Source organism: Synechococcus sp. A15-60, assembly GCF_014280095.1.
Taxonomy (GTDB): Bacteria; Cyanobacteriota; Cyanobacteriia; order PCC-6307; family Cyanobiaceae; genus Synechococcus_C.
This window is the reverse complement of the sequence record NZ_CP047933.1, coordinates 1,600,300-1,622,494: the sequence shown is the minus strand read 5'-3', so window position 1 is coordinate 1,622,494 and position 22,195 is coordinate 1,600,300. Positions and strand designations below refer to the sequence as shown.

Below are 22,195 nucleotides of genomic sequence, written 5' to 3'. Positions count from 1 at the left end.
ATACAAGGCTTGGCATCGTCTTGTTCATTGCGGGACAGCCGGGCTTCCTTTAATTCCTTCAAGGCAAAAGCCTTTCTCCTCTTGTTTTGGTGTGAGGGTTCCATTGAAATTTTTCAAGCAACTCCTGGTTGCTCCCGCCGCTCTGGGCCTCCTGGCTCCCATGGCTGCCGGTGCGACCGAGGTCAACGTTGCTGGTGTCGCCGACTACGCCTCTACTGGCGAGCAGGTCACCAGCATCAACCAGTTTTCTGACGTCTATCCGACGGACTGGGCTTACCAGGCCCTGAGCAACCTGATCGAGCGTTACGGCTGCGTCGCTGGCTACCCCGACGGTTCTTACCGCGGCAACCGTGCGATGACCCGCTTCGAAGCGGCCGCCCTGCTGAATGCATGTCTCGACCGCGTCACTGAAGTGACCGACGAGGTGAAGCGCCTCATGAAGGAGTTCGAGAAGGAGCTCGTCATCCTCAAGGGTCGTGTTGACGGTCTGGAAGCCCGCGTGGGCGAACTGGAAGCCACCCAGTTCTCCACCACCACGAAGCTGAAGGGCAAGGTGGACTTCGTGATGGGTGGTGTCAGCTACACCGGCGAGGATTACGACCTGGGCGAAGGTCCTGCTTATCAGGGTCAGGATGCGTTCACGTTTAATTACCGCACCACGCTGAATCTCAACACCAGCTTCACCGGAAAGGACCTCCTCTACACCCGTTTGCGCGCCGGTAATTTCGGTAAGGGTGCCTTCTCCGGTAAGGGATACACCGGCAACCAGACTCAGCTGGATGTGGCCAAGGAAACTGGCAATACCGTCAAAGTCGACAAGCTTTGGTATCAATTTCCAGTGGGAGATGACCTGCAAGTTTTTGTCGGTCCTCTGATCGAGAACTACTACATGCTTGGTGCTGCTCCGAGTGTGTATCGCCAGATTCTTAAGCAGTTCAAGCTTGGTGGTTATTACGGCGTTTATGGCGCTTCCACAGCTCCAGGTGCTGGTGTCGTCTGGAGGCCCAACAGCAGGGTCAATCCTTTCGATCCCAAGTTCAGTATTTCTCTGAACTACACCGCCAAAGCTGGCAAAGACTCCGACCCACAAAAGGGTGGCATTGGCACCGACAACTCCAGGAGTAAGTTCTTGGCGCAGGTGGCTTATGGCGGACCTCAATGGTCGATCTCTGCGGCCTATGCCTACATACAAAACGGTGCAACGGTTGGCTACGGAACCCCTCTCGGTGCTTCGACCACCGTTGTTGGAGGCGGTGACTCCTCCTTCTCTCGCGGTTTCAAAGATGCCAACGCTCTTGCCCTGCGTGCCTGGTGGCAGCCTCAGGAGTCCGGCTGGATTCCCAGCATCAGTGCCGGTTGGGGCCTGACGTCGTTCAACAGCAACGACTACGATCTGACCGAATTTGAGATCTCCCCGAAGCAAACATCGCAAGATTGGATGGTGGGTCTTGGTTGGAAGGATGCCTTCATTAAGGGCAACCTGTTGGGCTTTGCCATTGGCCAGCCTCAGTTTGAAACGGCTCGCGATAGCGGCACTCCTGATGACGGCAACTACGCCTTGGAGCTCTTCTATCAGTTCCAGGTGACAGACAACATTTCAGTCACTCCGGCCGCCTTCTATGTTTCTCGTCCATTCGGTGAACTGACTGGAACCAATGATACCTACGGTGGTACGGGTGCTGAATCTTTTGGCACCTTTGGTTATTTGGTCAAGACCTCTTTCAAATTCTGATCGGAACGTCATTTCCGATGTGGTGTGGCCCCCTCAACAAGGGGGCTTTTTTTTGATCAAAAAAAAAGGAGGTGACTGCCCCCCCCCTTTTTGATGATTAATCGGATTCATTGAATCACCAGCAGTTCTCTCCTTCGCCGATCGGGATACAAATGTCCTCTTCCGCCGCCTTATCGGCTGCCCGTTGCGCATCAGCATCCTTCACTGCTTCTGCATCGAGATCCTGATCAGTGCTCCATTCAGTGAGGCCACCACTCGGACTCTCGGTGTCAGCGAGACTTGCAGGCATCGTGGCGACACTGCTGAGTGCTGCGGCACCCGCTAGAAAAATCGAAAGGGTTGTGGAGCGCTTCATGGCAGACAATTGGTTCGAAGATATTCTTCTGATTTTAGGGTAAAAGGCACACGCGTTTTAGGTTCCTAGCGATCTCAGTAAATTTGTATACGCGAGAAAAACCTGATCCAGTTCGTCGCTACGCCCGTGCTTCGCGAGTAATCCTCGTGCACCACTATCAAGTTGAAACAAAGTGATGCGGTCGATCTCGCTTTTGACGTAACTCTCGATCCAGCCAACGCAGACAATTCTTTCACCACTAGTCACTGTCTTCACACGATGCAATGTGGTGCTGGGGTAAATCACGATCTCACCCTGCTGCAATGTCAGCTCAATGGAGTCGCTAATGCTGTCGACTTCTAGGCTCCCCCCTGCGTAGCTGTTGGTATCGGAAAGGCAGACAGTGAAGGAGAGATCACTCCTCCCACTGCTCATGTAGGCATTGTCTACATGGCTTTCATAGCCACCGCCTTTGCTTGTTTTGCTGATCTGAAAACGATGCAGTTTTCTTGGCAAGCAGAAGCTTTTAATCGCTGGTTGGTTCCACATCGCTGTTTGAACGATGGTTTGAATGTCGATGCGTTCAGGGGATGTCTGTTCAACTTGTTCGTTGATCTTGCCCGTGCTTGCTTGTGCACCAGCAGTGCTTCGGCCATCGATCCATTGGGCTTGTTTGAGCAGGCTGATCATGGATTCGCATTGCTCTTTTGAAAGCAGTGGAAGTTTGAGGTGGTTCATAAAAGAGCAAGCATCGGTATCAAATGATCAATTGGCTCGTATCGGTTGCACGCGACGCATGGTTGTCGTGCGAACAGCATCAGGTGGGCTTTTGTGATTTATGAAGTTTCTCGCTGCCTCCCTGCTTGCGTCGTTCGCCTTCATGCCGCTTTCGGTTCATGCGCGGGAAGTTCGTGTTTATTCAGGGCGCCACTACAATACGGACCGGCAGTCTTATAAGGCTTTCACGGAATTAACAGGCATCAAGGTGCGCTTGATTGAAGCATCGGGGATCTCACTTGTTGAACGTCTCAAACGCGAAGGTTCCAATACGAAGGCCGATGTGATCATCCTTGTGGATGCCGCACGCATCAACAACGCAGCGAAAGCTGGCTTGTTCCAGCCGATTGTCTCAAGCACACTCAAATCCGAGGTTCCGTCCCGCTATCGAGATCCTGGCAATCGCTGGTTCGGCCTCACTCGCAGGGTTCGGGCGATTGTTGTCAATCCTCAGGTGGTGAATCCCGCCGAGGTGCAGACCTATGCGCAGCTGGCATCTCCGGATTTGAAGGGCAAATTGTGCCTCAGAAATCGCAAAAATGTCTACAACCAGTCCTTGGTGGCTGACCAGCTGGCACTGAAGGGTGAGGCATCAACCAAAGCTTGGTTGAACGGGGTGACGGCGAATGTCACGCAGCCCTATTTCACCGGTGATATCGGCCTGATTCGTGCTGTTGCGCAAGGCAAATGTGGTGTGGGCGTTGTGAATCACTACTACTTGGCCCGCATGTTGTCGGGAGTGAATGGTGGAAAAGATCAGCAGCTGGCTCGCCAGGTGTCGATCGTGATGCCCAATCCTGCCCATGTAAACATTAGTGCGGCTGCCGTTTCGCGTTACGCGAAGAACAAACCGGAAGCGATTGAGCTGATTGAATTTCTGGCATCGCCCAACGGCAATGTTGGTCTTGCTGGGCCGACCTATGAATTTCCTCTTCGTGGCGTTGGATCGTCGGCTTATCTGAGGGGCATGACCAAGTTCACGCCGGATCAGGTCACCGTCTCTGAGCTGAGTGCGTTCAATCCATTGGCGATTCGGCTCATGGCACAGGCCGGTTGGAAATGAGCTGATCCAGGAGGTAGCCGAATAACTCTGGATTCGGCTCCTGGTTGCTGATGTCACTTAACCCGAGTTCTTCCAGGCGATCCGTCACCTTTTGTTCGAGCTGATCAGGCCGGCTCAGCGGTTCGCCCCACTCATGATTCTTCTCCGGCCCGATCTTGGTGGTGGCATCGATCGCTAGTCGGCCGCCAAGCCCGAGCTGTTCGCTGGCGAAATCCAGGGTGTCGAAGGGCGTGTTCTCGAGGGTGAAGAGATCGCGTTGGGGGTCCACCTGGGCAGCAATGGCCCACACCACCTGGCGTGGGTCTCGAACGTTGATGTGGCTGTCGACCACCACCACGAATTTGGTGTACGTGAACTGTGGCAAGGCACTCCAAAACGCCATCGCGGCGCGTTTGGCCTGACCTGGATAGGCCTTTTCGATGGAGATCACGGCGAGCTTGTAGCTCAGCGCCTCCATCGGGAGGAAGAAGTCTTTGATCTCCGGAATCTGCTGCCGAAGAATCGGTGTGTAGATCCTGTTCAGGGCGATCGCCAGCATCGCCTCTTCTTTGGGTGGACGACCGCTGAACGTGGTCAGAAACATCGGATCGCGCCGCTGCGTCATGCAGTGAAAGCGCACCAAAGGCGAATCCTCGACGCCGCCGTAGAACCCCATGTGATCGCCGAAGGGGCCATCGGGGAGCACTTCTCCAGGAGTGATGGTTCCTTCCAGCACCACTTCGCTGTGGCTGGGCACTTTGAGGTCGAGCGTTTTGCAGCGACTCAGCCGCACGCCCTCGCCGGCATAAATCCCTGCGAACAGCCATTCACTCAGTTGCACTGGGATGGGGGTGGCGGCGGCCATCACCAGCAAGGGGTGAACGCCGATAGCAACAGCCACCTCCAGTTTTTTGCCCATGGCCGCCGCTTTGCGTAAGTGGCGAGCACCGCCACGCACGCTCAGCCAGTGCACGGTCATCGTGTTCAACGATTGCTTCTGCAGTCGATACACACCGACGTTCGGAACACCAGTTTCGGGATCTTTGGTAATGACAAGTCCCAGGGTGATGACACCCCCGGCATCGCCGGGCCAAGGCCTGATGAGGGGGATGTTGTTCAAGTCCACCGCATCCCCTTCAAAGACCTGCTGTCTGCAGGGAGGAAGCAGATCGAGGTCAGGTCTGGCTTTCACTAAATCCCAGAAAACCCGGGCGAACTGCTTGGTCTCACCCAAACCTTTCGGTGGCCTGGGTTGCTGAAGCAAGGCCAGCCTTTCTCCCAGTTCCTCGAGTTGCTCTGGGCGCTCTAGGCCCATGCTCCACACCACGCGTTCCACGGTGCCCAGCAGGTTCACGGCCACCGGCATGGAGGAACCGATCACGTTTTCGAACACCAGACCCGGACCACCGCTGGCCAGCACTCGATCCGCAATGGCGGCCAGTTCGAGATCGGGGTCAACGGGGGCGGTGATTCGTCTGAGCTGTCCCCGCTCCTCCAGCAACTGGATGAAGGCGCGCAGATCCCGGGTGCCCGGGCCGGGGCTGAACAGAGCCATCAGGAAGACACCTCAGGGGGCCGTGATCTCGGTACTGTGACGCACGCTGATCGTGACCGTGGCCGTGCAGGTTTCCTATTTCCATGTGGCTTCGGATGTGCCTGAGACCGTCGGGACCGCTGATGGGCCTGATGCCGCAGTGGTAATTGATGTGCTGCGGGCCACGACCACCATTGCTTGGGCCCTTCACAACGGTGCTGAGGCCGTGCAGGCGTTTGCCGATCTCGACCAATTGCGCGCCGAGGCCGACGCCTGGCCCGCCGAGCGTCGTCTTTTGCTGGGTGAACGTGGTGGCAGCAAAATTGCCGGCTTCGACCTGGGTAACTCACCGGTGGCGGTGACTCCCGAGGTGGTGTCGGGCAAGCGACTGTTCATGAGCACCACCAATGGGACGCGGGCTCTGCAACGTGTCCGGGGGGTGTCATGCCTGCTCACCGTGGCGCTCCCCAATCGACGTGCCGTCGCGGAGCGACTGCTCCAGGAGCGACCTGAGCAAATCCTCATTTTGGGCAGTGGTTGGGAAGGCACGTATTCCTTAGAAGATTCTCTGGCCGCAGGTGCCCTGGCCGCATTGCTGGAGGAGGCCGGTGCCGTTGTCGCGAACGATGAACTCCAGGCTGCACTGGCGCTGTGGAGGCAGTGGGAGCATGACCCTGAAGGATGTTTGCGCACGGCATCCCATGGTCAGCGCTTGATCGGTCTGGGCAATCACGATGCTGATTTCCGCTGTTGTGCAGGCTTGGATCAGTTGTCAGTGGTGCCAACGCAGGTGGAGCCAGGTGTCTTACGAGCTATTCGCGCCTGACGACGGGTTGGTTGATCAGCAATACAGTTTCATCGACTGATCTCTGACCTCTGTGCGTGATTTCCTGGCCGCGGCCGTGCAACTCACCAGCAGCTCCGATCCCGAGCGCAACTTCGCCGCTGCCGAGGAACAGATCGATCTGGCGGCACGACGCGGCGCTGAGCTGATCGGCTTGCCCGAAAACTTTGCGTTCATTGGTGACGACGCGCGGCGGTTGGAGATTGCTCCGGCTCTTGCTGAACAGGCATCGCGCTTTCTCGTGACCATGGCGCGCCGGTACCAGCTGGTGATCCTTGGCGGAGGTTTCCCTGTTCCCGTCGGAGACGGTGCGCACACCTTTCAGCGCGCACAACTGGTGGGTCGTGATGGTCAGATCCTGTCCAGTTACGACAAAATCCATTTGTTCGACGTCGATCTGCCCGACGGCAGTTCCTACCGGGAGTCGGCTGGCTTCAGTTCCGGTGCAGAACTGCCACCCGTGGTGGATGTGCCAGGACTGTGCAGGGTGGGGGTGTCCATTTGCTACGACGTGCGCTTCCCTGAGCTCTACCGACACCTGATCGGAGCAGGAGCTGAGTTGCTGATGATTCCCGCCGCCTTCACGGCCTTCACGGGCAAGGATCACTGGCAGGTGCTGTTGCAGGCCCGCGCGATTGAGAACACGGCCTACGTGCTGGCTCCCGCTCAGACCGGTACCCATGCCGGCCGCCGTCAGAGCCATGGTCACGCCATGGTGATTGACCCGTGGGGCACGGTTCTGGCCGATGCCGGAGTCAGTGCCGGTGCGGCCATTGCCCCGGTGGATCTTGATCATCTTCAGCGCATTCGCACGCAAATGCCCTGTCTGCAGCACCGCAGAACCGCCTTGTTCTGACCCTGATGCCTCGGCTTCCCCGTCGTTTCAGTGCTCTGCTGATCGCTGCTGCCGTGCAGTCCACAAGCCTTTTGTGGTCACTGCCAGCTCGTGCTGCTAGCGCCCTCGCAGCCTGGTCTTTGGGTAGCGATGGAGTGTTGCAGCTGAGAACAGCCACTGGTGCACGCTTGGATGCCTTTTTTGAAGCGGGTGAAGCGGGCCGGGGTCCCAGGGTCTGGATCGATTTTCCAGGGGAGCTCAGCCGACCTCGCAGCCTGCGCGGTTCCGGACCTGTCCGTGAGGTCCGTCTGGGCAAACCCAACCCGGGAGCGACGCGGCTGGTGGTGGAGTTCCAGCCTGGGGTGCAGCTCGATCCGGGTCAGCTTCGGCTGATCGGCACGTCGCCTGATCGTTGGAAGTTGATGTTTGAAGGCCTGCCGACCCGCGGGCTGCGCACCATCGGCGAAGGTGATCTGAACGGTGTCAGTTCCGGTCAGTGGGGAGGCGTGCGCATCCAGCCCACCCAGACGCCTGTGAATGCGGAAGGGCTTCCTGATGTGCCTCGTGGCCGTTATCGGGTGGTGATCGACCCGGGTCATGGTGGACCCGACCCGGGGGCTGTGGGCATCCGAGGCATCCGCGAATCGGAGATCGTTCTGGATATCTCCCTGCAAGTGGCGCGCTTGCTGGAAGCCAAGGGTGTTCAGGTCACCTTGACCCGAACCGCTGAAGTGGATGTGGATTTACCACCGCGCGTGGCCCTGGCTAATCGGCTTGGTGCCACTGCTTTTGTGAGCATCCATGCCAATGCGATCAGCATGTCGCGGCCAGAGGTGAACGGCATTGAGACCTTCTACTTCTCTGATCCGCGCTCTGCGCGTTTGGCGGCACACATTCAGCAGCAGGTGCTGAATGTGTCTCCTGGCAGTCCGAACCGAGGTGTTCGCAGGGGCCGCTTTTTTGTGATCCGCCGCACCACCATGCCCTCCGCGCTGGTGGAGACCGGATTCGTGACCGGAAATATCGATTCTCCGCGTTTGGCTGATCCAGCGCACCGGCGCCGTTTGTCCTTAGCGATCGCCACCGGCATTCTCGAGTACCTGCAGGGGCTGCGATGAGCATTCGTCTTGGCCTGTTCGACAGCGGCCTGGGAGGGCTCACTGTGCTCCGCCGCGTGCTGGAGCGACATGGTTCTTTGCCCGTGATTTATCTCGGTGATACAGCGCGGGTTCCCTACGGCAGTCGCTCGCCATCGGAGATCCGGGCCATCGCCAGCGAAGTGGTGGGTTGGCTGCGTCAGCAGAACGTGTCCACGGTGGTGATGGCTTGCAACACCACCAATGCACTGGCCAGGGAAGTGACAGAAGGACAGGCTGGCGTTCCGGTGGTGGGACTGATCGGTGCGGCTGCCGCGATGGTGCGTGAATCGCGTGTTGGTGTTCTGGCCACGCCCGCCACCGTTGCTTCTGGTGCGTACCGCGAAAGCATTGAGGCTCTCCATCCCGGAACCCTGGTGGTGCAGCAGGCCTGTCCGGATTTCGTACCGCTGATCGAGTCAGGCGATCTGCGCTCCAATGCGTTGCGCGAAGCGGCTGTTCATTACCTGCAGCCGCTGCTGGAGGCGTCTGTGCAATCCATTGTTCTTGGCTGCACCCATTACCCGTTGCTGGTGCCGTTACTCAAGAATTTGCTGCCGGAGTCCATTCGTCTGATTGATCCGGCGCACGGCGTGGCTAGCCAGTTGGACGCGTTGTTGGGCACGCCCATACCCGGCGGACTGGATCAGCCTCTGGCGTTGACAGAGACACGCATTTGCGTGACCGCTGATTCCGATGGCTTCGCAGACCGTGCCACCCCCTGGTTGGGGCAACGGCCAAGGGTCGAGCTGGTGGATCTGCAGTGACAGGTCAATGCCTTCTAAGATCTCCGCACCGAGGGGATTCATGACCACCGTCACCGAGTTGTTGCAGCCGGTTGAGGCGGATCTTGAGATCCTGCTCAGCGATCTTCGGAGCCTGATCGGCGCCGGTCACCCTATTCTTCAAGCTGCTGCGGAGCACCTTTTCAGTGCTGGAGGGAAAAAGCTCCGTCCAGGCATCGTTTTGTTGATTTCAAGGGCACTGGCGGCCGACGAGCAACTCACGCCGCGTCACCGCAGGCTGGCCGAGATCACGGAGATGATTCATACGGCTTCGCTGGTCCACGATGACGTGGTTGACGAAGCCGCGACACGCCGGGGTGTTGAAACCGTCCATAGCCGCTTCAACCATCGCGTCGCTGTTCTGGCTGGAGATTTTCTGTTCGCTCAGGCCAGCTGGCATCTGGCCAATCTCGACAACCTGGATGTCGTCAAACTACTCAGCCGAGTGATCATGGATCTGGCTGATGGTGAGGTGAAGCAAGGGTTGTTCCGCTACGACACCGGGCAAACGTTTGAAACTTACCTCGAGAAGAGCTACTGCAAAACCGCCTCTCTCGTGGCCAACAGCGCCCGAGCAGCAGGTGTTTTGAGCGGTTGTACTGAGTTACAGCTCGAATCGTTGTATCGCTACGGACGCCAACTTGGTCTTGCCTTTCAAGTCGTCGATGACATTCTCGATTTCACCGGCAACGATCAGCAGCTCGGTAAGCCTGCCGCGAGTGATCTTTCAAGCGGTTACCTCACGGCCCCTGCGCTCTATGCCCTGGAACAAAATCCGTCCATGGCCGTGTTAATCGAGCGAGAATTCAGCAACGATGGCGATCTCGAAGAAGCTTTAGCCTTCGTTCGTCAGTCCGACGCGATTGCTCGCACTCGTCAGCTAGCTGAAACCTTCGCACAGGACTCTCGGGACGCGTTGACCTGGCTGCCAGATTCCGCTTCAAAAACGGCTTTGATCGAACTGCCTGATTTTGTTCTCAGCCGTTTGTACTAATTAGCTTCTGCTGATCAACCTCTCGAGGCACTGGCGAGCCTCATCGAGATTGCCAATCAGGGTCAATCGATCATTTTTCACAATTCGAGGCCAGTCTTGGTTGGTGACTTGGAGACCTCCAGAGTTGATCAGTCTCCAAACGATGCAGCCGGCTGTAAGTGCCGACAGGGTTCCTGCTTCAGAATCTTCAAAGGCCCAGCAGTGCTCGGGTTGAACGTTGAGCCGTTTGGCAGCCAAGAGATAAGGATCGGCCTCCGGTTTCCCTGCTTTGAGCTCGGGATCGTCACCGCAAACCATGGTGATCCACGGCCCTAGCCAGGGGTGGTGGGTGATCTTGTTCATGACCGATGGCTTGTCGCTGCTTGTGACGAGGGCGATCGGGATGTTGGAGCGTTGCGCACTGCTGAGTAAGGCTTCTGCCCCGTCGATGGCTGGCGCGAAGGGCAACAACTTCACGGCAATGGGTTGGCGCACCATCAGCAGCTGATCCGGAGTCACATCGGCGTTCAGCCAGGAACACACCCGGTTTGCATTGTCGAGTCTGCGGCGCCCTTGCAAGCTCAACAGTTGTGCTGCAGTCAGTTGGGTGCCGAAATGATCAGCTGCTTCAGACCAGGCACGCGCATGCAATGGCTCCGTATCGAGCAGCAACCCATCCAGATCGAACAGACAGGCTTGGGGTACTGCACTGGGTTGGTTCAAATTGGGCATTTCTGCTTACAGCACCCGATCGAAACGTGAATGGCCTTCACGGATCTGGTGAAGCTGGTCGGCTGGCCGAAATTCTCTTCAAACGATTTCTGATTAGGCAAGCGACCTCCTTCCCACCGGGCACAAGGTTCATTCTGGATCTCTCACCGGTGTTCAACAACGGTTCGAGAAGCTCTGCAAGGTCTGGTCAGGGGCTTTCGCGAGATCTTCGTGGTGCCGAGATCTTCAAAGCGATGTCACGGATGCTTTGCTGGCATTAGGGCCTGCGATGGTCCACTCTGTAAGAGATCCACGGTCTGAGGACCCAACGAGAGAACTCAACAATCAAATCTCGGAGCTTCAAGCTCGAGTCGCCTTTCCCCAGCATTGGAGTAGTGGGGAGCACGAAATGAATCTGTACAAGCTACGCAAACTGCTCCATCAAAAACGCCAATTGATTGATGACGCTGAGAAGTGAGGACGCTCCCATCAATTGATGGTGATGCTGCCTTTCGCCTCACGTTTCAGACGTTGCCTTGCTGTGAATGACATTCATGGTGTTCTTCAAGTTGGCGACATCTTGAAGTCCTTCCGCGCTGAACCAGGGTGCGTGGTCCCAGCTGAACCCTTCGCCAAAGGTGTTGTCAGGAGCAACGACGTACCAGTGGCAATCCACATCAGGCGCTTCCACTGAGCACTGAGACCAGTCGTTTTGCCATTGCGGCACTTGAACCCACATGACCGCTGCAAAGAGCAAGGAAAACAAGGCTTGCAGCATGAGTCCTGTGAGACAGAGCCGAGACCCTAGTGGAATCAACGGTCGCATTGGTGTGATGGCCGCCTCGATTCGCTTTCACCTCAGGTGGAGAGATTCTTCTTCGAAAAGGTTTCAATCAAGGTTCTGTGCTGAAGAGACGTGGCATCTATCTTTTGTTTGAGGCGAAAACGGGCACTCCCGAAGTGACGCGCCGTAACCGGCTGTTTGGAAGGCCAGCGAAAGCGGTCAAGCACCGGCCGATGCTTGTTGACATCTGATGTCAGCGGCAATCAGTCACAGCCTTCAACCCGACTAGACAACCCCCGATGAGCAGCGAAGGATCCACCATCGAAAGCGTGCTTCATGAGCAACGCGTTTTCGCGCCTCCGATCGACGTCACCCGTTCCGCCCGCATCGGTGGCATGGATGCTTACAAGGCATTGGCGGAAGCTGCTCGACAGGATCCAGATGCGTTCTGGGGAGATGCAGCGCGGCGGGAGTTGGAGTGGTTTCAGCCTTTTGACACCGTTCTCGACTGGTCCGATGCGCCTTTTGCCCGTTGGTTCGAAGGCGGAACCACCAATCTTTCTCACAATTGTCTCGATCGGCACCTCAAGACGAAACGCGCTGATAAGACAGCGCTGATCTGGGAAGGGGAGCCCGGTGACGTTCGCAAATTCACTTACCGCGAACTGCACGCCGAGGTCTGCAAGGCCGCCAATGCCCTGAAGGCCAAGGGCATCGGCAAGGGCGATCTGGTGGCGCTTTACATGCCGATGGTGCCCGAAGCGGCCATTGCCATGCTCGCCTGCGCCCGCATCGGTGCTCCCCACTCGGTGGTGTTCGGAGGCTTCTCCGCCGAAGCCCTGAGAGACCGTTTGATTGATGGCGAAGCCAAGGCGGTGATCACTGCTGATGGGGGCTTCCGCAAGGACAAGTCGGTTTCACTGAAACCAGCTGTGGATGCGGCGTTGGCAGATGGCGCTTGTCCTTCTGTTCAATCGGTGCTGGTGGTGCAACGCACCAAACAGCCTGTTGAGATGGTCGATGGTCGTGACGTTTGGTGGCATGACTTGGTGGATGGGCAGAGCAGCAATTGCCCCGCCGAGCCGATGTCCAGTGAAGATCGTCTCTTCGTGCTCTACACATCGGGATCCACCGGTAAACCCAAGGGTGTGGTGCACAGCACGGCCGGTTACAACCTCTGGGCCCATCTCACCTTCCAGTGGATCTTCGACATCCGTGAGGATGACGTCTACTGGTGCACCGCTGATGTGGGCTGGATCACCGGTCACAGCTACATCGTTTACGGACCCTTGTCGAATGGTTCCACCACCGTGATGTACGAGGGTGCACCAAGACCTTCAAAGCCCGGTGCGTTCTGGGAGCTGATTCAGAAGCACGGCATCACAATTTTCTACACGGCTCCGACGGCGATCCGGGCTTTCATGAAGAACGGTCGTGAGGTGCCGGATCAGCACGATATGAGCACTCTGCGGCTGCTGGGCACGGTGGGCGAGCCGATCAACCCGGAAGCATGGATGTGGTATCGCGATGTGATCGGGGGTGGTCGCTGCCCCATCATTGACACCTGGTGGCAGACCGAAACCGGTGGCGTGATGATCAGTCCGCTCCCGGGTGCAACCCCAACCAAGCCGGGATCTGCAACGTTGCCGTTGCCAGGCATCGAAGCGGATGTGGTGGATGCCGAGGGCAACAGCTGCGCTGCCGATGAAGGTGGATACCTGGTGGTGCGTCGTCCCTGGCCGGGCATGATGCGCACTGTGCATGGCAATCCCCAACGCTTCCGCGAGAGCTACTGGGAGCACATTCGCCCCGCGGATGGCAATCACCTCTACTTCGCCGGTGATGGAGCTCGTCGCGATCAAGACGGTTACTTCTGGGTGATGGGTCGCGTCGACGACGTGATCAACGTGTCTGGCCATCGTCTCGGCACGATGGAAATTGAATCGGCTTTGGTGAGCCACCCAGCCGTTGCCGAGGCGGCTGTCGTGGGTCGTCCCGATGATCTCAAAGGTGAGGGCATCGTTGCTTTCGTCACGCTGGAGTCGGGTCGTGATTCCGATGATGCCCTCATTGCTGAGCTGCGCGGCCATGTGGGTGCGGAGATTGGCCCGATTGCTAAGCCGGACGAAATCCGTTGCAGTGACGCTCTCCCCAAGACACGCAGCGGCAAAATCATGCGCCGAATCTTGCGCGCGTTGGCGGCCGGTGAGGAAGTTAGTGGCGACACCAGCACCCTCGAGGATCGCTCCGTGCTGGACAGGCTTCGGGCTTAACGACAGTGCATCAGTGAACCAGCCGCTGGATGGCACGGTGTGGTGACTCAGCGGTTGGTTCTGCGATGCCTGAGAGCTCTTTGACCTTGCTGCTGACGAGGAAGGCTGAAATTAAGACTGTGAAAAACTCGGCAATTCAAGGATTTAACAGTTTCTTGTTTCAACCTTAAATTTGGTTAATTCATGCATAACGACAGCGGCTGATTGGCTTGGTTAACACTGAATTGCTACAGCCACTTTTTGTTTTTGGTCGCTGCGATGCAATTTTCTCAGAAAGCTCTGCTGTTGACATCTGTTCTGGCTGTTGGGGCCAGTACGACTGCGTCAGCTGCTCCATCTCTTAATGGTGCTGGTGCCACATTCCCGGCCAAGATTTATCAGCGCTGGTTTGCTGATCTTGCGAAGTCTGGCGGTCCTCAGGTCAATTATCAGGCCGTGGGATCTGGTTCTGGTCGTAAAGCGTTTATTGACCAGACCGTGAGTTTTGGTGCGTCTGATGATCCGATGAAGAAATCGGATATGGCCAAGGTGAAACGAGGTGTTGTTCAAATCCCGATGGTTGGTGGAACGATCGCCTTCGGATACAACAAGCCAGGCTGTGACCTCAAGCTCACGCAAAAGCAGGCCGTCCAGGTTGCGATGGGCAAGATCAACAATTGGAGCGAGCTGGGCTGCGCTGCAGGCCCGCTTGTTTGGGTTCACCGTTCTGACGGGTCTGGAACGACCAAGGCCTTTACAAATTCGATGCAAGCCTTTTCTTCAGAGTGGACTCTCGGTACGGGCAAATCCGTGAGCTGGCCTTCTGGACTCGGCGCCAAGGGCAACTCGGGAGTGGCGGCTTTGATTCAGAACCGCGTTGGCGCGATTGGTTACGTCAACCAGTCCTACATCCGTGGAGCTGTCAAAGCTGCAGCTTTGCAGAACAAGTCGGGGCAATTTCTTCTGCCTTCGGTTAATTCCGGAGCCACGGCTTTGAATGGAATCAAGCTTGATGCAAATTTGGCCGGGGTGAATCCAAATCCCTCAGCCGAAGGAGCTTATCCCATTGCAACACTGACATGGGTTCTCGCTTACAAAAGTGGGAATGGATCTAACACACAAGCTCTCCGGGATGTCTTTAATTACATGCTGAGCAGTCAAGCTCAGAATGCCGCCCCGTCCCTTGGTTTTGTTCCCTTGAAAGGTGACATTCTGGCCAAGGCTAGAGCTGCTGTTGCAATGGTTGGTCAGTAAGAGACAAGATCATCTTTCGTCTGACTTTTCGGAAGCGATTTGTTGTTTTGCGCTGCTCCTCCGTTTGATCAGCTGATTGATCAGCTCAGTTAGATCATTGCCACCAGCGCGTCCGTCAGTCGACGGATGCGCTTTTTCTTGGCTGGGTCATCCGCCCAGTCACCGAGCAAGCCCTGGCGCAGGCCTGCGCTGGCTGGAGTGAGGTGATCTCCTGACATCTGCAGGAATTCGCTGGCATCCTGATCCCGGCTTTGCAGGGTTTGAAGAAGATCTGGGCTTTGATCCAGTGCGTCATTCCCGAACCTCACCACAAGGTTGTTGGGCTGGAGGTAATAGCGGCCGATCAGTTTCAAAGTTTCCTCAGGCCCTGGACTGAATTCCGTCACCACTCCTAGGGCCGGGGCAACGGTGCCGAGCAAGGGGATTGAACGATCAGCTGTGAAATTGTTGAAGCTCAGGGCTGCTAGGCCCCGGCATCCCCGCCCGCCATCTGGTGCCAAAAGATGCAGCTTGCAGCCCAGGCTGTGACCCAGCCGAAGGGTTGTGAGTGGATACCCCAGGCGTTGTTCAAGGCTCTGACGGCAACGACGTAACTGTTGCCACGCGTCACGCGCTTGCAACTGATGGTCAAAACCGGGAACGTAGCTCCAGGCATGAATGGCCAGCTGCTCAGCAGCCAGTGACTCCAGCAGCCGCTTGTAGCTGATCTGGGGACTGGCAGCGAGATAGCTGCCACCAACGAATTCCACGACCCCCCGAATGGCGGTGGAGGGCCAAAGGCACCAGCATTGATCGCGACGTTGCCAGCGGTTCACCCGTTCGCCAGCTGTTGAACGATGGTTTCGGCTTCTTTCACATGAGCAGGACCGTCGAGAAGATTGTTGAACACGTGACGGATCACGCCTTGTTGATCAATCACGTAGGTGACACGTGAGGGCAGCAAGCCCAAGGTTTTGGGGACGCCAAAGGCCCGACGCAGCGATTGCGTGCGATCACTCAACAAAGGGAATGGAAGCTTGTAGCGCTCCGCAAAACGGCGATGGCTGACTGCGTCATCGCCGCTCACGCCCCACACTTCCGCTCCCAGTCGGGTGAGCTCACTGTGACGATCCCGGAACGTGCAGGCTTCAGCCGTGCATCCAGGGGTTTCATCTTTGGGGTAAAAGAACAGCACCAGAATCCGACCTTTGATGTCATCGAGGCGTCTGGTCTCACCCGACTGATCCTCAAGAGAAAAGGACGGAGCCGGGTCGCCGATCTTCAGAGCCATGGGAGGACGTCGTTCCGGCGAACCCTAGGAAGTGGTCGACAGTGACGGGAGAATGGCGGCAGGTCCCTCGTTCTGTCTTCTTCACCATGACCGAGTTCCCGCCAGTGCCAGGTCAGTTGGATCTGTTGCAGGAGCTGGGAACGCCCACCGAGGCATCAGACCCTGCCATTGATCTGCGTCAGCCTGCTCCTCAATCCGAACCCAACGATTTCCCGGATCGTCAGCAAAGCCAACCTGCAGTGGGTCCACTCACTGATGCCCGAAAGGAGCGAGGCGAGGCCCCTGAACAGCTGCTGATTGTTGATACGGAAACCACGGGCCTTGATGCGGAGACCGATCAATGTCTTGAGGTGGGGGCGGTCCTCTTTTCCGTGTCTTCACGTCAGGTGTTGGCACAAGTGTCCTTCCTGCTTCCTGTTGACAGCAATCCGGCGGAAGCGATCAATCGCATCCCTGCACCGGTCACCCGGATGCCACAACCCTGGCAACAGGGTCTGGCCTACTTCCAAGAGTTGATGAGTAGTGCTGATGTGCTGGTGGCACACAACGCTTCCTTCGACCGTCAATGGTTCGGACGGGGGGTGTTGCCCTCGGCATCACGCCCCTGGCTGTGCACGCTTGAAGACGTGCGATGGCCTGCGGAACGACAGCTCAGGGCACGGCCATCGGTGATTGACCTGGCCTTGGCTTACGGCGTTCCGGTGTGGGCGGCTCATCGTGCCCTGACGGATTGTCTTTACCTGGCGGAAGTGTTTCGCCGGTGTGACGATCTGGAGCTGTTGATCGCACGCGGGCTCGAGCCTCGATGCCTGATGCGCGCTCAGGTCTCCTATGACGACAGGCATCTTGCCCGAGAGGCTGGATTCCGCTGGAATGATCCGGTGAAAGGGGCTTGGGTCCGGCGTCTGTCCCAGAGGGAGGCTGAAGCGCTCGCTTTCCCTGTCGTTGCTGTGGAGAACGCGATGCCGATGGCATCCTGATTTGCTTCAGCAGTCCGAAGCCTCATGGGAGGTTTGCCACGCCATCGCATTTGCGGGCCAGGCTGGGTCATGGCCTTCGCAAAGCCTTCACTCACGGTTCGTTCTCGCTTGCAGCGATGGCAGCAGGTGCGGACTTGGGCGAGGTTAATTCGAGAGGCTGAAAGTCTCTGGCATGTGGATGTGCGTGAGCTCAAGCGGCTGGGAGCACTGGAACTTGCGGAGCTGCTGAGAGAGGTGCCGGTCGGGCAGCGCTCACGCGTGAATCGCTGGCTCACGCGTTATGCCGTCTCCACGCGGTTGCCCTGCCGAGAGTCAGTCGACAACCGGGGGTAACTCTTGGCATTGAAGGTGTTCTGCGGTCTTTGAAAGACAGACGTTGATCGTTGTGCATCAGCCTGATCGCTGGGGTGCATTCGGCTGATGCGTCCATCGCCACCTTGGCGTTCACGCAGATCAAAGCCTTTGGATTCATTCCATGGCAGCGCTTAATTCGTGAAAAGGCAGAATCTGTCATTGCAAAGATTCTCTTTGAGTGCTTGATTGTTGCTTCAATGAGTTGTGCATAGTTGAGTAATTAATCAAAGCATCGACTGGCCTTAAGCGCTTCATAAGCAGCTCTTTGCTGACTCTTGGTGACTGACTGAGCGGCACTTTAATAGTGTTTTCGAGGACACGCTTGATGCCATGTTCAGTGCTCCGAAAAAGACGTTTCATTCGTCAGATTCTTTTCGGCAAATGTTGGAAACCAATTTCCAAAAACGCCATTTGGTTCATCTCTCCTCTGGTCGCACGGTTCCTTTGCACAACGCCTGTTTGTGGATCGTTGTGCGAGGCATGGTCAGGCTGGGAGCACTGACGGAGCAGGGTGATGAGTTGATGTTGGGGCTGGCTGGGCCAAATGAATCATTTGGCGAGCCCCTGAGCAATGTTCCTGCTTTTGAAGCCACCACCCTGAGTGACTGTGATTTGCTCTGCATTCCGTTCCAGGAGATTCATGACTCTCCCGGTTTGGCCAAGGATCTGCTCAGCACGGTGATGTTGAGGCAGCGGCAGGCAACCAATTTGCTTGCCTTGGTGGGTCTTCGCCGCATTGAGGAACGTGTGCGGGGTTTTCTGGAGTTGTTGGCTGTGGATTACGGGCAGCCTTGTGAACTGGGATTGCGATTGCCCGTGCGACTCACCCATCAAGACATGGCCAATGCCCTCAGCACCACAAGGGTCACGGTGACCAGGATCATCGGTCAGTTGAAGGATGAGGGCTGGCTGCTGTTGGATCAGCAACGGCATCTGGTGATGACCCACCCCAAGCAGTCTGTACACCGGAAGCATTGATCACAGGCGATCAGCCTGCAGCCCCGATCGTGATGCGCACAAAAAAAGACCTCTCGAGAGAGAGGTCTTGATCGGCAGATGGATCGTCAAATCGGAGCGGCGGGATTTGAACCCACGACCCCCACTACCCCAAAGTGGTGCGCTACCAAGCTGCGCCACGCCCCGACGGCAAAAGCAAGCTATCACAGGGCATTGCCCCATCTGGTGCGTCGTTTGATCCTGGTCAGAAGTCGGGCCGTGAGCTGTTCGCGGTTTTCAGCGGCGTAGCCCCAAAGACGCAGTTCTCGAGCCAATGCACGCAGCGATGAAAGGTTCATCGAGGCCAGTTGGAGCTCCGGCAGCGTTCTCCATGCCTTCGAAGCCATCGGCAGGTTGGAGCGAGAGCTGCTCTCTCTGAGATTGAGTGTGCCGTCTGCGATCCACTCGGGAATCAGCACCACGAGCACGGCAATCAACCCATAAAGCTCGACGAGCCCCCTTGGCAACGGGTGAAGGCGACGCGGGCCTGGCGGTTCGGCAGGGGACGGCAAGGAGCTCGATGGAACCACACCCTTTTGACTTTGGCAGGTCTCTCTGCCGGGAGGCGCAGGAGTGGTCAGATCGACAGGGTTCCCTCAATGGCTGACTCAATCGTCGAAGGCGGTGTTGTGTCTTTCCAGAGGAAGGGGCGGTCTTGATCGGAGCCGGGACGAAAAAGAAACGCCATGCCGATCACCAGCACGATGGTGAAGGCGATCATCGCAAGCACAACTCTGTCCGGCAGCGGTTCATTCATGCTTGCAACTCAATCGGACGATTGTCACCGCGCAGGATGCAGTGGCTGATGCTCCAGTCGTAGTGCGACCAGACTTGGCTGGGCAGCCGGTACTGCGCTCCTGGGAATCCCTCCAGAGCCAGTCCCGTCGGCATGGCAGAGCAGTAGGGCCTGCTGCCGGGACGGGCAAGGTATTGCTGGTGGTAGGCCTCGGCGAAATAGAAGGTGCGGTCGGCGGCAATCTCGGTGGTGATGATCCCTTTACCGGCTTCGGTCAGTTGGCGCTGATAGGACTCACGACTGGCCAGGGCCAACTCCATCTGACGGGCGTTGGTGGTGTAGATCGCCGATCGGTATTGACTGCCCTGGTCGTTGCCTTGGCGGTCTCCTTGGGTGGGGTCATGGCATTCCCAGAACAGCTTGAGCAGATCACTCACATCGATAGCGGGTGCGCTCCAGACCACACGGACGACCTCTGTATGACCTGTTCTGCCACTGCAGACCTGCTCGTAGAAGGGAGAATCGACTTGCCCGCCGGCATAGCCCACAGCTGTCGACACGACACCAGGAAGTCGCCAGAAGCCTTTTTCAGCACCCCAGAAGCATCCACAACCAAAGATGATTTCCTCCTGGTCGTCCATCAAGGGGGCGTGGAGAGGGGTACCCAGAACAACGTGACGGTCGTCGGCGTTGTTGTTTTGTCGTCCTTGCTGTGAACCCGTGAGCCAGTTGGGCAGCATGGAAATGGTGTCGCGACCGCAACCCTAGGCAGATGTCTGGGGATCCAGGCGAATGTGATTGAGCAGCGTGGTCACGAATGCAAACAGAAGAAACGGCAGGCTGAGCACCAGGATCAGCCCCACGCCGACAAGGGCGAACAGCGGACGAGATGAGCCCATCAGAGCCAGTCCCGCAGCCAGGCTGACGAAGATCACCGCCATCCAGGCCAAAATCTGACCGTAGATGTCACCAAAGGTGAGGGTGCAGCGGACTGTGAAGGGGTTGCCTGACGTCATGGCTCGGAGGCAGATCCTCTAGCTAAGCCAAAGCGACGCAATTTGTCGCCCGTTCGTTGCGCAAGCTTTCGTCATGCCACCGATTCCAGCCGTTCCGCGGCCTGCTCCCGTTCCCAGAGACTGCGATAAAGACCCGGCACCTGGATCAGATCAGAGTGATGACCCTGTTGGACCAAACGTCCTTGATCCAGCACAAGGATTCGGTCACAGGCAGCGGCTGCTGAGAGCTGATGACTGATCATCACAATCGTTCGATTGGTCTGACGGCGCACCGATGCCAGGATTTCCGCCGCGGTGTTGTTGTCCACGCTGGCGAGGGCGTCATCAAGCACCAACACCGGTGATTTGACCAGAAGCGCTCTTCCTAAAGCGGTGCGCTGGCGCTGACCACCGCTCAAGGTGATGCCTCGTTCACCCACGAGAGTGTTCATGCCATCAGGGAAACCGCGAACGTCACCGAGCAGGCGCGCCTGTTCCGCTGCCGCTTCAACGCGTTCCATGGATGCCTCGGGTTCGCCGTAGCGAAGGTTGTCTGCAAGGCTGCTGGTGAAGAGATACCCCTCCTGTGGAACCAGGGCGATCTGATCACGCAGATCGGTCAGCCGCAATCGGGTGAGGTCGTGGCGATCAAGGAACAACTGACCTTCTGGGACGTCGACCATGCGGCCAAGGGCACGTGCCAGGGTGGTTTTGCCACAGCCCACAGGTCCCACGACGGCAACCAGTTCTCCCGACCGGATCTTGAAGCTAAGACCATTCAGCGTGTCAGCTTCACTGCCGTCGTAGCGGATGTGCAGACCGCGCGCTTCCAAGTCACCCCGCACCGGCAGTTCCAGCAGTTCCGGTTCGCGCGGGTTGCGGATCATCGGGCGACGGGAGAGCAGTTCTTCAACCCGCTCAAGGCTCACCTGGCCGGTCTGCAAGGTGTTCAGGGTGAATCCGAGCAAAGCCGTCGGGAAGACCAGAAGCTGCACGTAAAGAATCAGGGCCACAAGGCCGCCAATCGACAGCGTGTTTTGTTGAAGCTGAAAACTCCCCAGGGCCAGCACCAGCAGAACGGAAATCGATGAAATCCCTTCCAGTAGAGGGAATAATGTGCTCCGCGTGCGTGCCAGCTGAATCGCGGCATCCCGGTAACTACGGTTGCGGCGGTTGAACGCGTCCAGTTCCTGTTGTTCCTGGTTGTAGATCTTGATGGCTGCGATGCCGGAGAGATCTTCCTGGATCAGTTCGCTGAGCCCGGCCAAAGCCTCCTGTTGCCGACGCTGTTGGAGCATCATCCGCCCGCCAAATAGGCGCACGGATACCAGCATCACTGGGTAGGGGGCGATTGCAGCAAGGGTGAGGCCAAGGTCGATCCTCAGCATCGCTGGCAGCGTGAAGGAATAGGCCAGCACTGTGTTGGTGAGGCTGAGAACGGCGAAGCCCAGCAGCCTGCGCACGTTTTCTACGTCGCTCGTGGCACGGCTGATCACTTCGCCACTGCCGGTCTGCTGAACCCAGCCAGGCTCTTGCTGCAGCATGTGATCGAACAGCTTCTGGCGCAGCTCGACCTCCACCTGTCGACCAACGCCGAAGACCAACTGCCGGGAGATCAAGCGCACCACACCCATGGTCGTCGCCAGCAACACAATCCAGCCGGCCTGGACCAACACATCCCGATAGGCGAAACCTTCCTGGAGGTCATCAATGACCCCTTTCACTTCCAGAGGAATGGTCACACTGAGGATGTTGACCACCACCAGCGCGATCGCACCGAGCATGACCCTGCGTCGGTGGGGCTTCAAATAGCGGCCGATCAGATCGAGGCGGAAGGCGGCCATCGCGATCCTTGTACAGCCATCAACCTA

At 57.5% G+C, this 22,195-nt stretch carries 25 protein-coding genes and 1 tRNA gene; 13 read left to right on the top strand and 13 right to left on the bottom strand.

The window, feature by feature from the left end:
- Positions 1-103: 103 nt before the first annotated feature.
- Positions 104-1,732 (top strand): iron uptake porin, encoded by a 1,629-nt coding sequence (locus tag SynA1560_RS08940; RefSeq protein WP_186468974.1) that lies wholly within the window; start codon positions 104-106, stop codon positions 1,730-1,732.
- 115 nt (positions 1,733-1,847) lie between these two features.
- On the opposite strand, the gene SynA1560_RS08935 is transcribed toward SynA1560_RS08940, so the two are convergent.
- Positions 1,848-2,087 carry a hypothetical protein gene (locus SynA1560_RS08935; RefSeq protein WP_186500215.1) on the bottom strand — a complete coding sequence of 80 codons (240 nt, stop codon included), beginning with the start codon at positions 2,085-2,087 and terminating at the stop codon, positions 1,848-1,850.
- A gap of 57 nt (positions 2,088-2,144) precedes the next feature.
- Positions 2,145-2,804: a Fe2+-dependent dioxygenase gene (locus tag SynA1560_RS08930; RefSeq protein ID WP_186500213.1), complete on the bottom strand. Its 660-nt coding sequence runs from the start codon at positions 2,802-2,804 to the stop codon at positions 2,145-2,147.
- A 100-nt stretch (positions 2,805-2,904) separates the two neighbouring features.
- On the opposite strand from SynA1560_RS08930, the gene SynA1560_RS08925 reads away from it, so the two are divergent.
- A complete protein-coding gene (locus SynA1560_RS08925) occupies positions 2,905-3,906 on the top strand; it encodes an extracellular solute-binding protein (protein WP_186500211.1) in 1,002 nt (333 codons plus the stop codon).
- On the opposite strand, the gene SynA1560_RS08920 is transcribed toward SynA1560_RS08925, so the two are convergent.
- Positions 3,881-5,440, bottom strand: a complete 1,560-nt coding sequence (locus SynA1560_RS08920; protein WP_186500203.1) for a UbiD family decarboxylase — start codon at positions 5,438-5,440, stop codon at positions 3,881-3,883. The genes SynA1560_RS08925 and SynA1560_RS08920 overlap by 26 nt on opposite strands.
- Positions 5,441-5,504: 64 nt before the next feature.
- Here SynA1560_RS08920 and SynA1560_RS08915 point away from each other — a divergent pair, with 64 nt between their 5' ends.
- From SynA1560_RS08915 to sds, 5 genes are read left to right on the top strand one after another with little or no spacing between them, the layout of a single operon-like run.
- Positions 5,505-6,245: a 2-phosphosulfolactate phosphatase family protein gene (locus SynA1560_RS08915; RefSeq protein ID WP_186471126.1), complete on the top strand. Its 741-nt coding sequence runs from the start codon at positions 5,505-5,507 to the stop codon at positions 6,243-6,245.
- A 52-nt stretch (positions 6,246-6,297) separates the two neighbouring features.
- Complete coding sequence (locus tag SynA1560_RS08910) at positions 6,298-7,119, top strand: carbon-nitrogen hydrolase family protein (protein ID WP_186500201.1); 822 nt, start codon at positions 6,298-6,300, stop codon at positions 7,117-7,119.
- A 5-nt stretch (positions 7,120-7,124) separates the two neighbouring features.
- On the top strand, positions 7,125-8,216 hold the full coding sequence (locus SynA1560_RS08905) for an N-acetylmuramoyl-L-alanine amidase (protein ID WP_186468968.1): 1,092 nt from the start codon (positions 7,125-7,127) through the stop codon (positions 8,214-8,216).
- Positions 8,213-9,001 carry a glutamate racemase gene (gene murI / locus SynA1560_RS08900; protein WP_186468967.1) on the top strand — a complete coding sequence of 263 codons (789 nt, stop codon included), beginning with the start codon at positions 8,213-8,215 and terminating at the stop codon, positions 8,999-9,001. Before SynA1560_RS08905 ends, murI begins: the two co-directional genes overlap by 4 nt.
- Positions 9,002-9,041: 40 nt before the next feature.
- The gene (gene sds / locus SynA1560_RS08895; protein WP_186468966.1) at positions 9,042-10,013 is read left to right on the top strand and encodes a solanesyl diphosphate synthase; all 972 of its coding nucleotides are present in this window, start codon (positions 9,042-9,044) and stop codon (positions 10,011-10,013) included.
- Here the strand turns inward: sds and SynA1560_RS08890 are convergent, their stop codons facing one another.
- Both SynA1560_RS08890 and SynA1560_RS08885 read right to left on the bottom strand, forming a co-directional pair.
- A complete protein-coding gene (locus SynA1560_RS08890) occupies positions 10,014-10,724 on the bottom strand; it encodes an HAD family phosphatase (RefSeq protein ID WP_186468965.1) in 711 nt (236 codons plus the stop codon).
- 496 nt (positions 10,725-11,220) lie between these two features.
- On the bottom strand, positions 11,221-11,481 hold the full coding sequence (locus tag SynA1560_RS08885) for a hypothetical protein (RefSeq protein WP_186468964.1): 261 nt from the start codon (positions 11,479-11,481) through the stop codon (positions 11,221-11,223).
- Positions 11,482-11,786: 305 nt separating this feature from the next.
- On the opposite strand from SynA1560_RS08885, the gene acs reads away from it, so the two are divergent.
- Together acs and pstS are read left to right on the top strand one after the other, a co-directional pair.
- Entirely contained in the window at positions 11,787-13,760 is a 1,974-nt protein-coding gene (acs, locus tag SynA1560_RS08880) for an acetate--CoA ligase (protein ID WP_186500200.1), read from the top strand.
- 258 nt (positions 13,761-14,018) lie between these two features.
- Entirely contained in the window at positions 14,019-14,993 is a 975-nt protein-coding gene (pstS, locus tag SynA1560_RS08875) for a phosphate ABC transporter substrate-binding protein PstS (protein WP_186468962.1), read from the top strand.
- Positions 14,994-15,082: 89 nt separating this feature from the next.
- Here pstS and SynA1560_RS08870 read toward each other — a convergent pair whose 3' ends face one another.
- Together SynA1560_RS08870 and SynA1560_RS08865 are read right to left on the bottom strand one after the other, a co-directional pair.
- Positions 15,083-15,808 (bottom strand): DUF1350 family protein, encoded by a 726-nt coding sequence (locus SynA1560_RS08870; protein WP_186500198.1) that lies wholly within the window; start codon positions 15,806-15,808, stop codon positions 15,083-15,085.
- Positions 15,805-16,263: a peroxiredoxin gene (locus tag SynA1560_RS08865; RefSeq protein WP_186500197.1), complete on the bottom strand. Its 459-nt coding sequence runs from the start codon at positions 16,261-16,263 to the stop codon at positions 15,805-15,807. The genes SynA1560_RS08870 and SynA1560_RS08865 overlap by 4 nt, the downstream gene beginning before the upstream one ends.
- Positions 16,264-16,349: 86 nt before the next feature.
- On the opposite strand from SynA1560_RS08865, the gene SynA1560_RS08860 reads away from it, so the two are divergent.
- From SynA1560_RS08860 to SynA1560_RS08845, 4 genes are all read left to right on the top strand, one after another.
- The gene (locus tag SynA1560_RS08860; protein WP_186500195.1) at positions 16,350-17,243 is read left to right on the top strand and encodes a 3'-5' exonuclease; all 894 of its coding nucleotides are present in this window, start codon (positions 16,350-16,352) and stop codon (positions 17,241-17,243) included.
- Between the two features lie 69 nt (positions 17,244-17,312).
- Positions 17,313-17,576, top strand: coding sequence for a hypothetical protein (locus SynA1560_RS08855; protein ID WP_186500193.1), 264 nt, complete (start codon positions 17,313-17,315; stop codon positions 17,574-17,576).
- 50 nt (positions 17,577-17,626) lie between these two features.
- Positions 17,627-17,809, top strand: coding sequence for a hypothetical protein (locus SynA1560_RS08850; RefSeq protein WP_186500191.1), 183 nt, complete (start codon positions 17,627-17,629; stop codon positions 17,807-17,809).
- A gap of 169 nt (positions 17,810-17,978) precedes the next feature.
- On the top strand, positions 17,979-18,575 hold the full coding sequence (locus tag SynA1560_RS08845; RefSeq protein WP_370523143.1) for a Crp/Fnr family transcriptional regulator: 597 nt from the start codon (positions 17,979-17,981) through the stop codon (positions 18,573-18,575).
- 91 nt (positions 18,576-18,666) lie between these two features.
- On the opposite strand, the gene SynA1560_RS08840 is transcribed toward SynA1560_RS08845, so the two are convergent.
- From SynA1560_RS08840 to SynA1560_RS08815, 6 genes are all read right to left on the bottom strand, one after another.
- A tRNA-Pro gene (locus SynA1560_RS08840) sits at positions 18,667-18,740 on the bottom strand.
- Positions 18,741-18,757: 17 nt separating this feature from the next.
- Positions 18,758-19,105 (bottom strand): hypothetical protein, encoded by a 348-nt coding sequence (locus SynA1560_RS08835; RefSeq protein ID WP_186468956.1) that lies wholly within the window; start codon positions 19,103-19,105, stop codon positions 18,758-18,760.
- A 65-nt stretch (positions 19,106-19,170) separates the two neighbouring features.
- The gene (locus tag SynA1560_RS08830) at positions 19,171-19,350 is read right to left on the bottom strand and encodes a hypothetical protein (RefSeq protein WP_186500189.1); all 180 of its coding nucleotides are present in this window, start codon (positions 19,348-19,350) and stop codon (positions 19,171-19,173) included.
- Positions 19,347-20,069: a peptide-methionine (S)-S-oxide reductase MsrA gene (msrA, locus tag SynA1560_RS08825; RefSeq protein WP_186468954.1), complete on the bottom strand. Its 723-nt coding sequence runs from the start codon at positions 20,067-20,069 to the stop codon at positions 19,347-19,349. The genes SynA1560_RS08830 and msrA overlap by 4 nt, the downstream gene beginning before the upstream one ends.
- A 24-nt stretch (positions 20,070-20,093) precedes the next feature.
- Positions 20,094-20,345 carry a hypothetical protein gene (locus SynA1560_RS08820; protein ID WP_186468953.1) on the bottom strand — a complete coding sequence of 84 codons (252 nt, stop codon included), beginning with the start codon at positions 20,343-20,345 and terminating at the stop codon, positions 20,094-20,096.
- A gap of 71 nt (positions 20,346-20,416) precedes the next feature.
- A complete protein-coding gene (locus SynA1560_RS08815; RefSeq protein ID WP_186500187.1) occupies positions 20,417-22,168 on the bottom strand; it encodes an ABC transporter ATP-binding protein in 1,752 nt (583 codons plus the stop codon).
- Positions 22,169-22,195 lie beyond the last annotated feature (27 nt).

Coding starts and splice junctions, on each gene's coding strand:
- SynA1560_RS08935 (WP_186500215.1), bottom strand. CDS start 2,087: ATGAAGCGCTCCACAACCCTTTCGATTTTTCTAGCGGGTGCCGCAGCA.
- SynA1560_RS08930 (WP_186500213.1), bottom strand. CDS start 2,804: ATGAACCACCTCAAACTTCCACTGCTTTCAAAAGAGCAATGCGAATCC.
- SynA1560_RS08925 (WP_186500211.1), top strand. CDS start 2,905: ATGAAGTTTCTCGCTGCCTCCCTGCTTGCGTCGTTCGCCTTCATGCCG.
- SynA1560_RS08920 (WP_186500203.1), bottom strand. CDS start 5,440: ATGGCTCTGTTCAGCCCCGGCCCGGGCACCCGGGATCTGCGCGCCTTC.
- SynA1560_RS08905 (WP_186468968.1), top strand. CDS start 7,125: ATGCCTCGGCTTCCCCGTCGTTTCAGTGCTCTGCTGATCGCTGCTGCC.
- murI (WP_186468967.1), top strand. CDS start 8,213: ATGAGCATTCGTCTTGGCCTGTTCGACAGCGGCCTGGGAGGGCTCACT.
- sds (WP_186468966.1), top strand. CDS start 9,042: ATGACCACCGTCACCGAGTTGTTGCAGCCGGTTGAGGCGGATCTTGAG.
- SynA1560_RS08890 (WP_186468965.1), bottom strand. CDS start 10,724: ATGCCCAATTTGAACCAACCCAGTGCAGTACCCCAAGCCTGTCTGTTC.
- SynA1560_RS08885 (WP_186468964.1), bottom strand. CDS start 11,481: ATGCTGCAAGCCTTGTTTTCCTTGCTCTTTGCAGCGGTCATGTGGGTT.
- acs (WP_186500200.1), top strand. CDS start 11,787: ATGAGCAGCGAAGGATCCACCATCGAAAGCGTGCTTCATGAGCAACGC.
- pstS (WP_186468962.1), top strand. CDS start 14,019: ATGCAATTTTCTCAGAAAGCTCTGCTGTTGACATCTGTTCTGGCTGTT.
- SynA1560_RS08865 (WP_186500197.1), bottom strand. CDS start 16,263: ATGGCTCTGAAGATCGGCGACCCGGCTCCGTCCTTTTCTCTTGAGGAT.
- SynA1560_RS08860 (WP_186500195.1), top strand. CDS start 16,350: ATGACCGAGTTCCCGCCAGTGCCAGGTCAGTTGGATCTGTTGCAGGAG.
- SynA1560_RS08855 (WP_186500193.1), top strand. CDS start 17,313: ATGGCCTTCGCAAAGCCTTCACTCACGGTTCGTTCTCGCTTGCAGCGA.
- SynA1560_RS08845 (WP_370523143.1), top strand. CDS start 17,979: ATGTTGGAAACCAATTTCCAAAAACGCCATTTGGTTCATCTCTCCTCT.
- SynA1560_RS08830 (WP_186500189.1), bottom strand. CDS start 19,350: ATGAATGAACCGCTGCCGGACAGAGTTGTGCTTGCGATGATCGCCTTC.
- msrA (WP_186468954.1), bottom strand. CDS start 20,069: ATGCTGCCCAACTGGCTCACGGGTTCACAGCAAGGACGACAAAACAAC.
- SynA1560_RS08820 (WP_186468953.1), bottom strand. CDS start 20,345: ATGACGTCAGGCAACCCCTTCACAGTCCGCTGCACCCTCACCTTTGGT.
- SynA1560_RS08815 (WP_186500187.1), bottom strand. CDS start 22,168: ATGGCCGCCTTCCGCCTCGATCTGATCGGCCGCTATTTGAAGCCCCAC.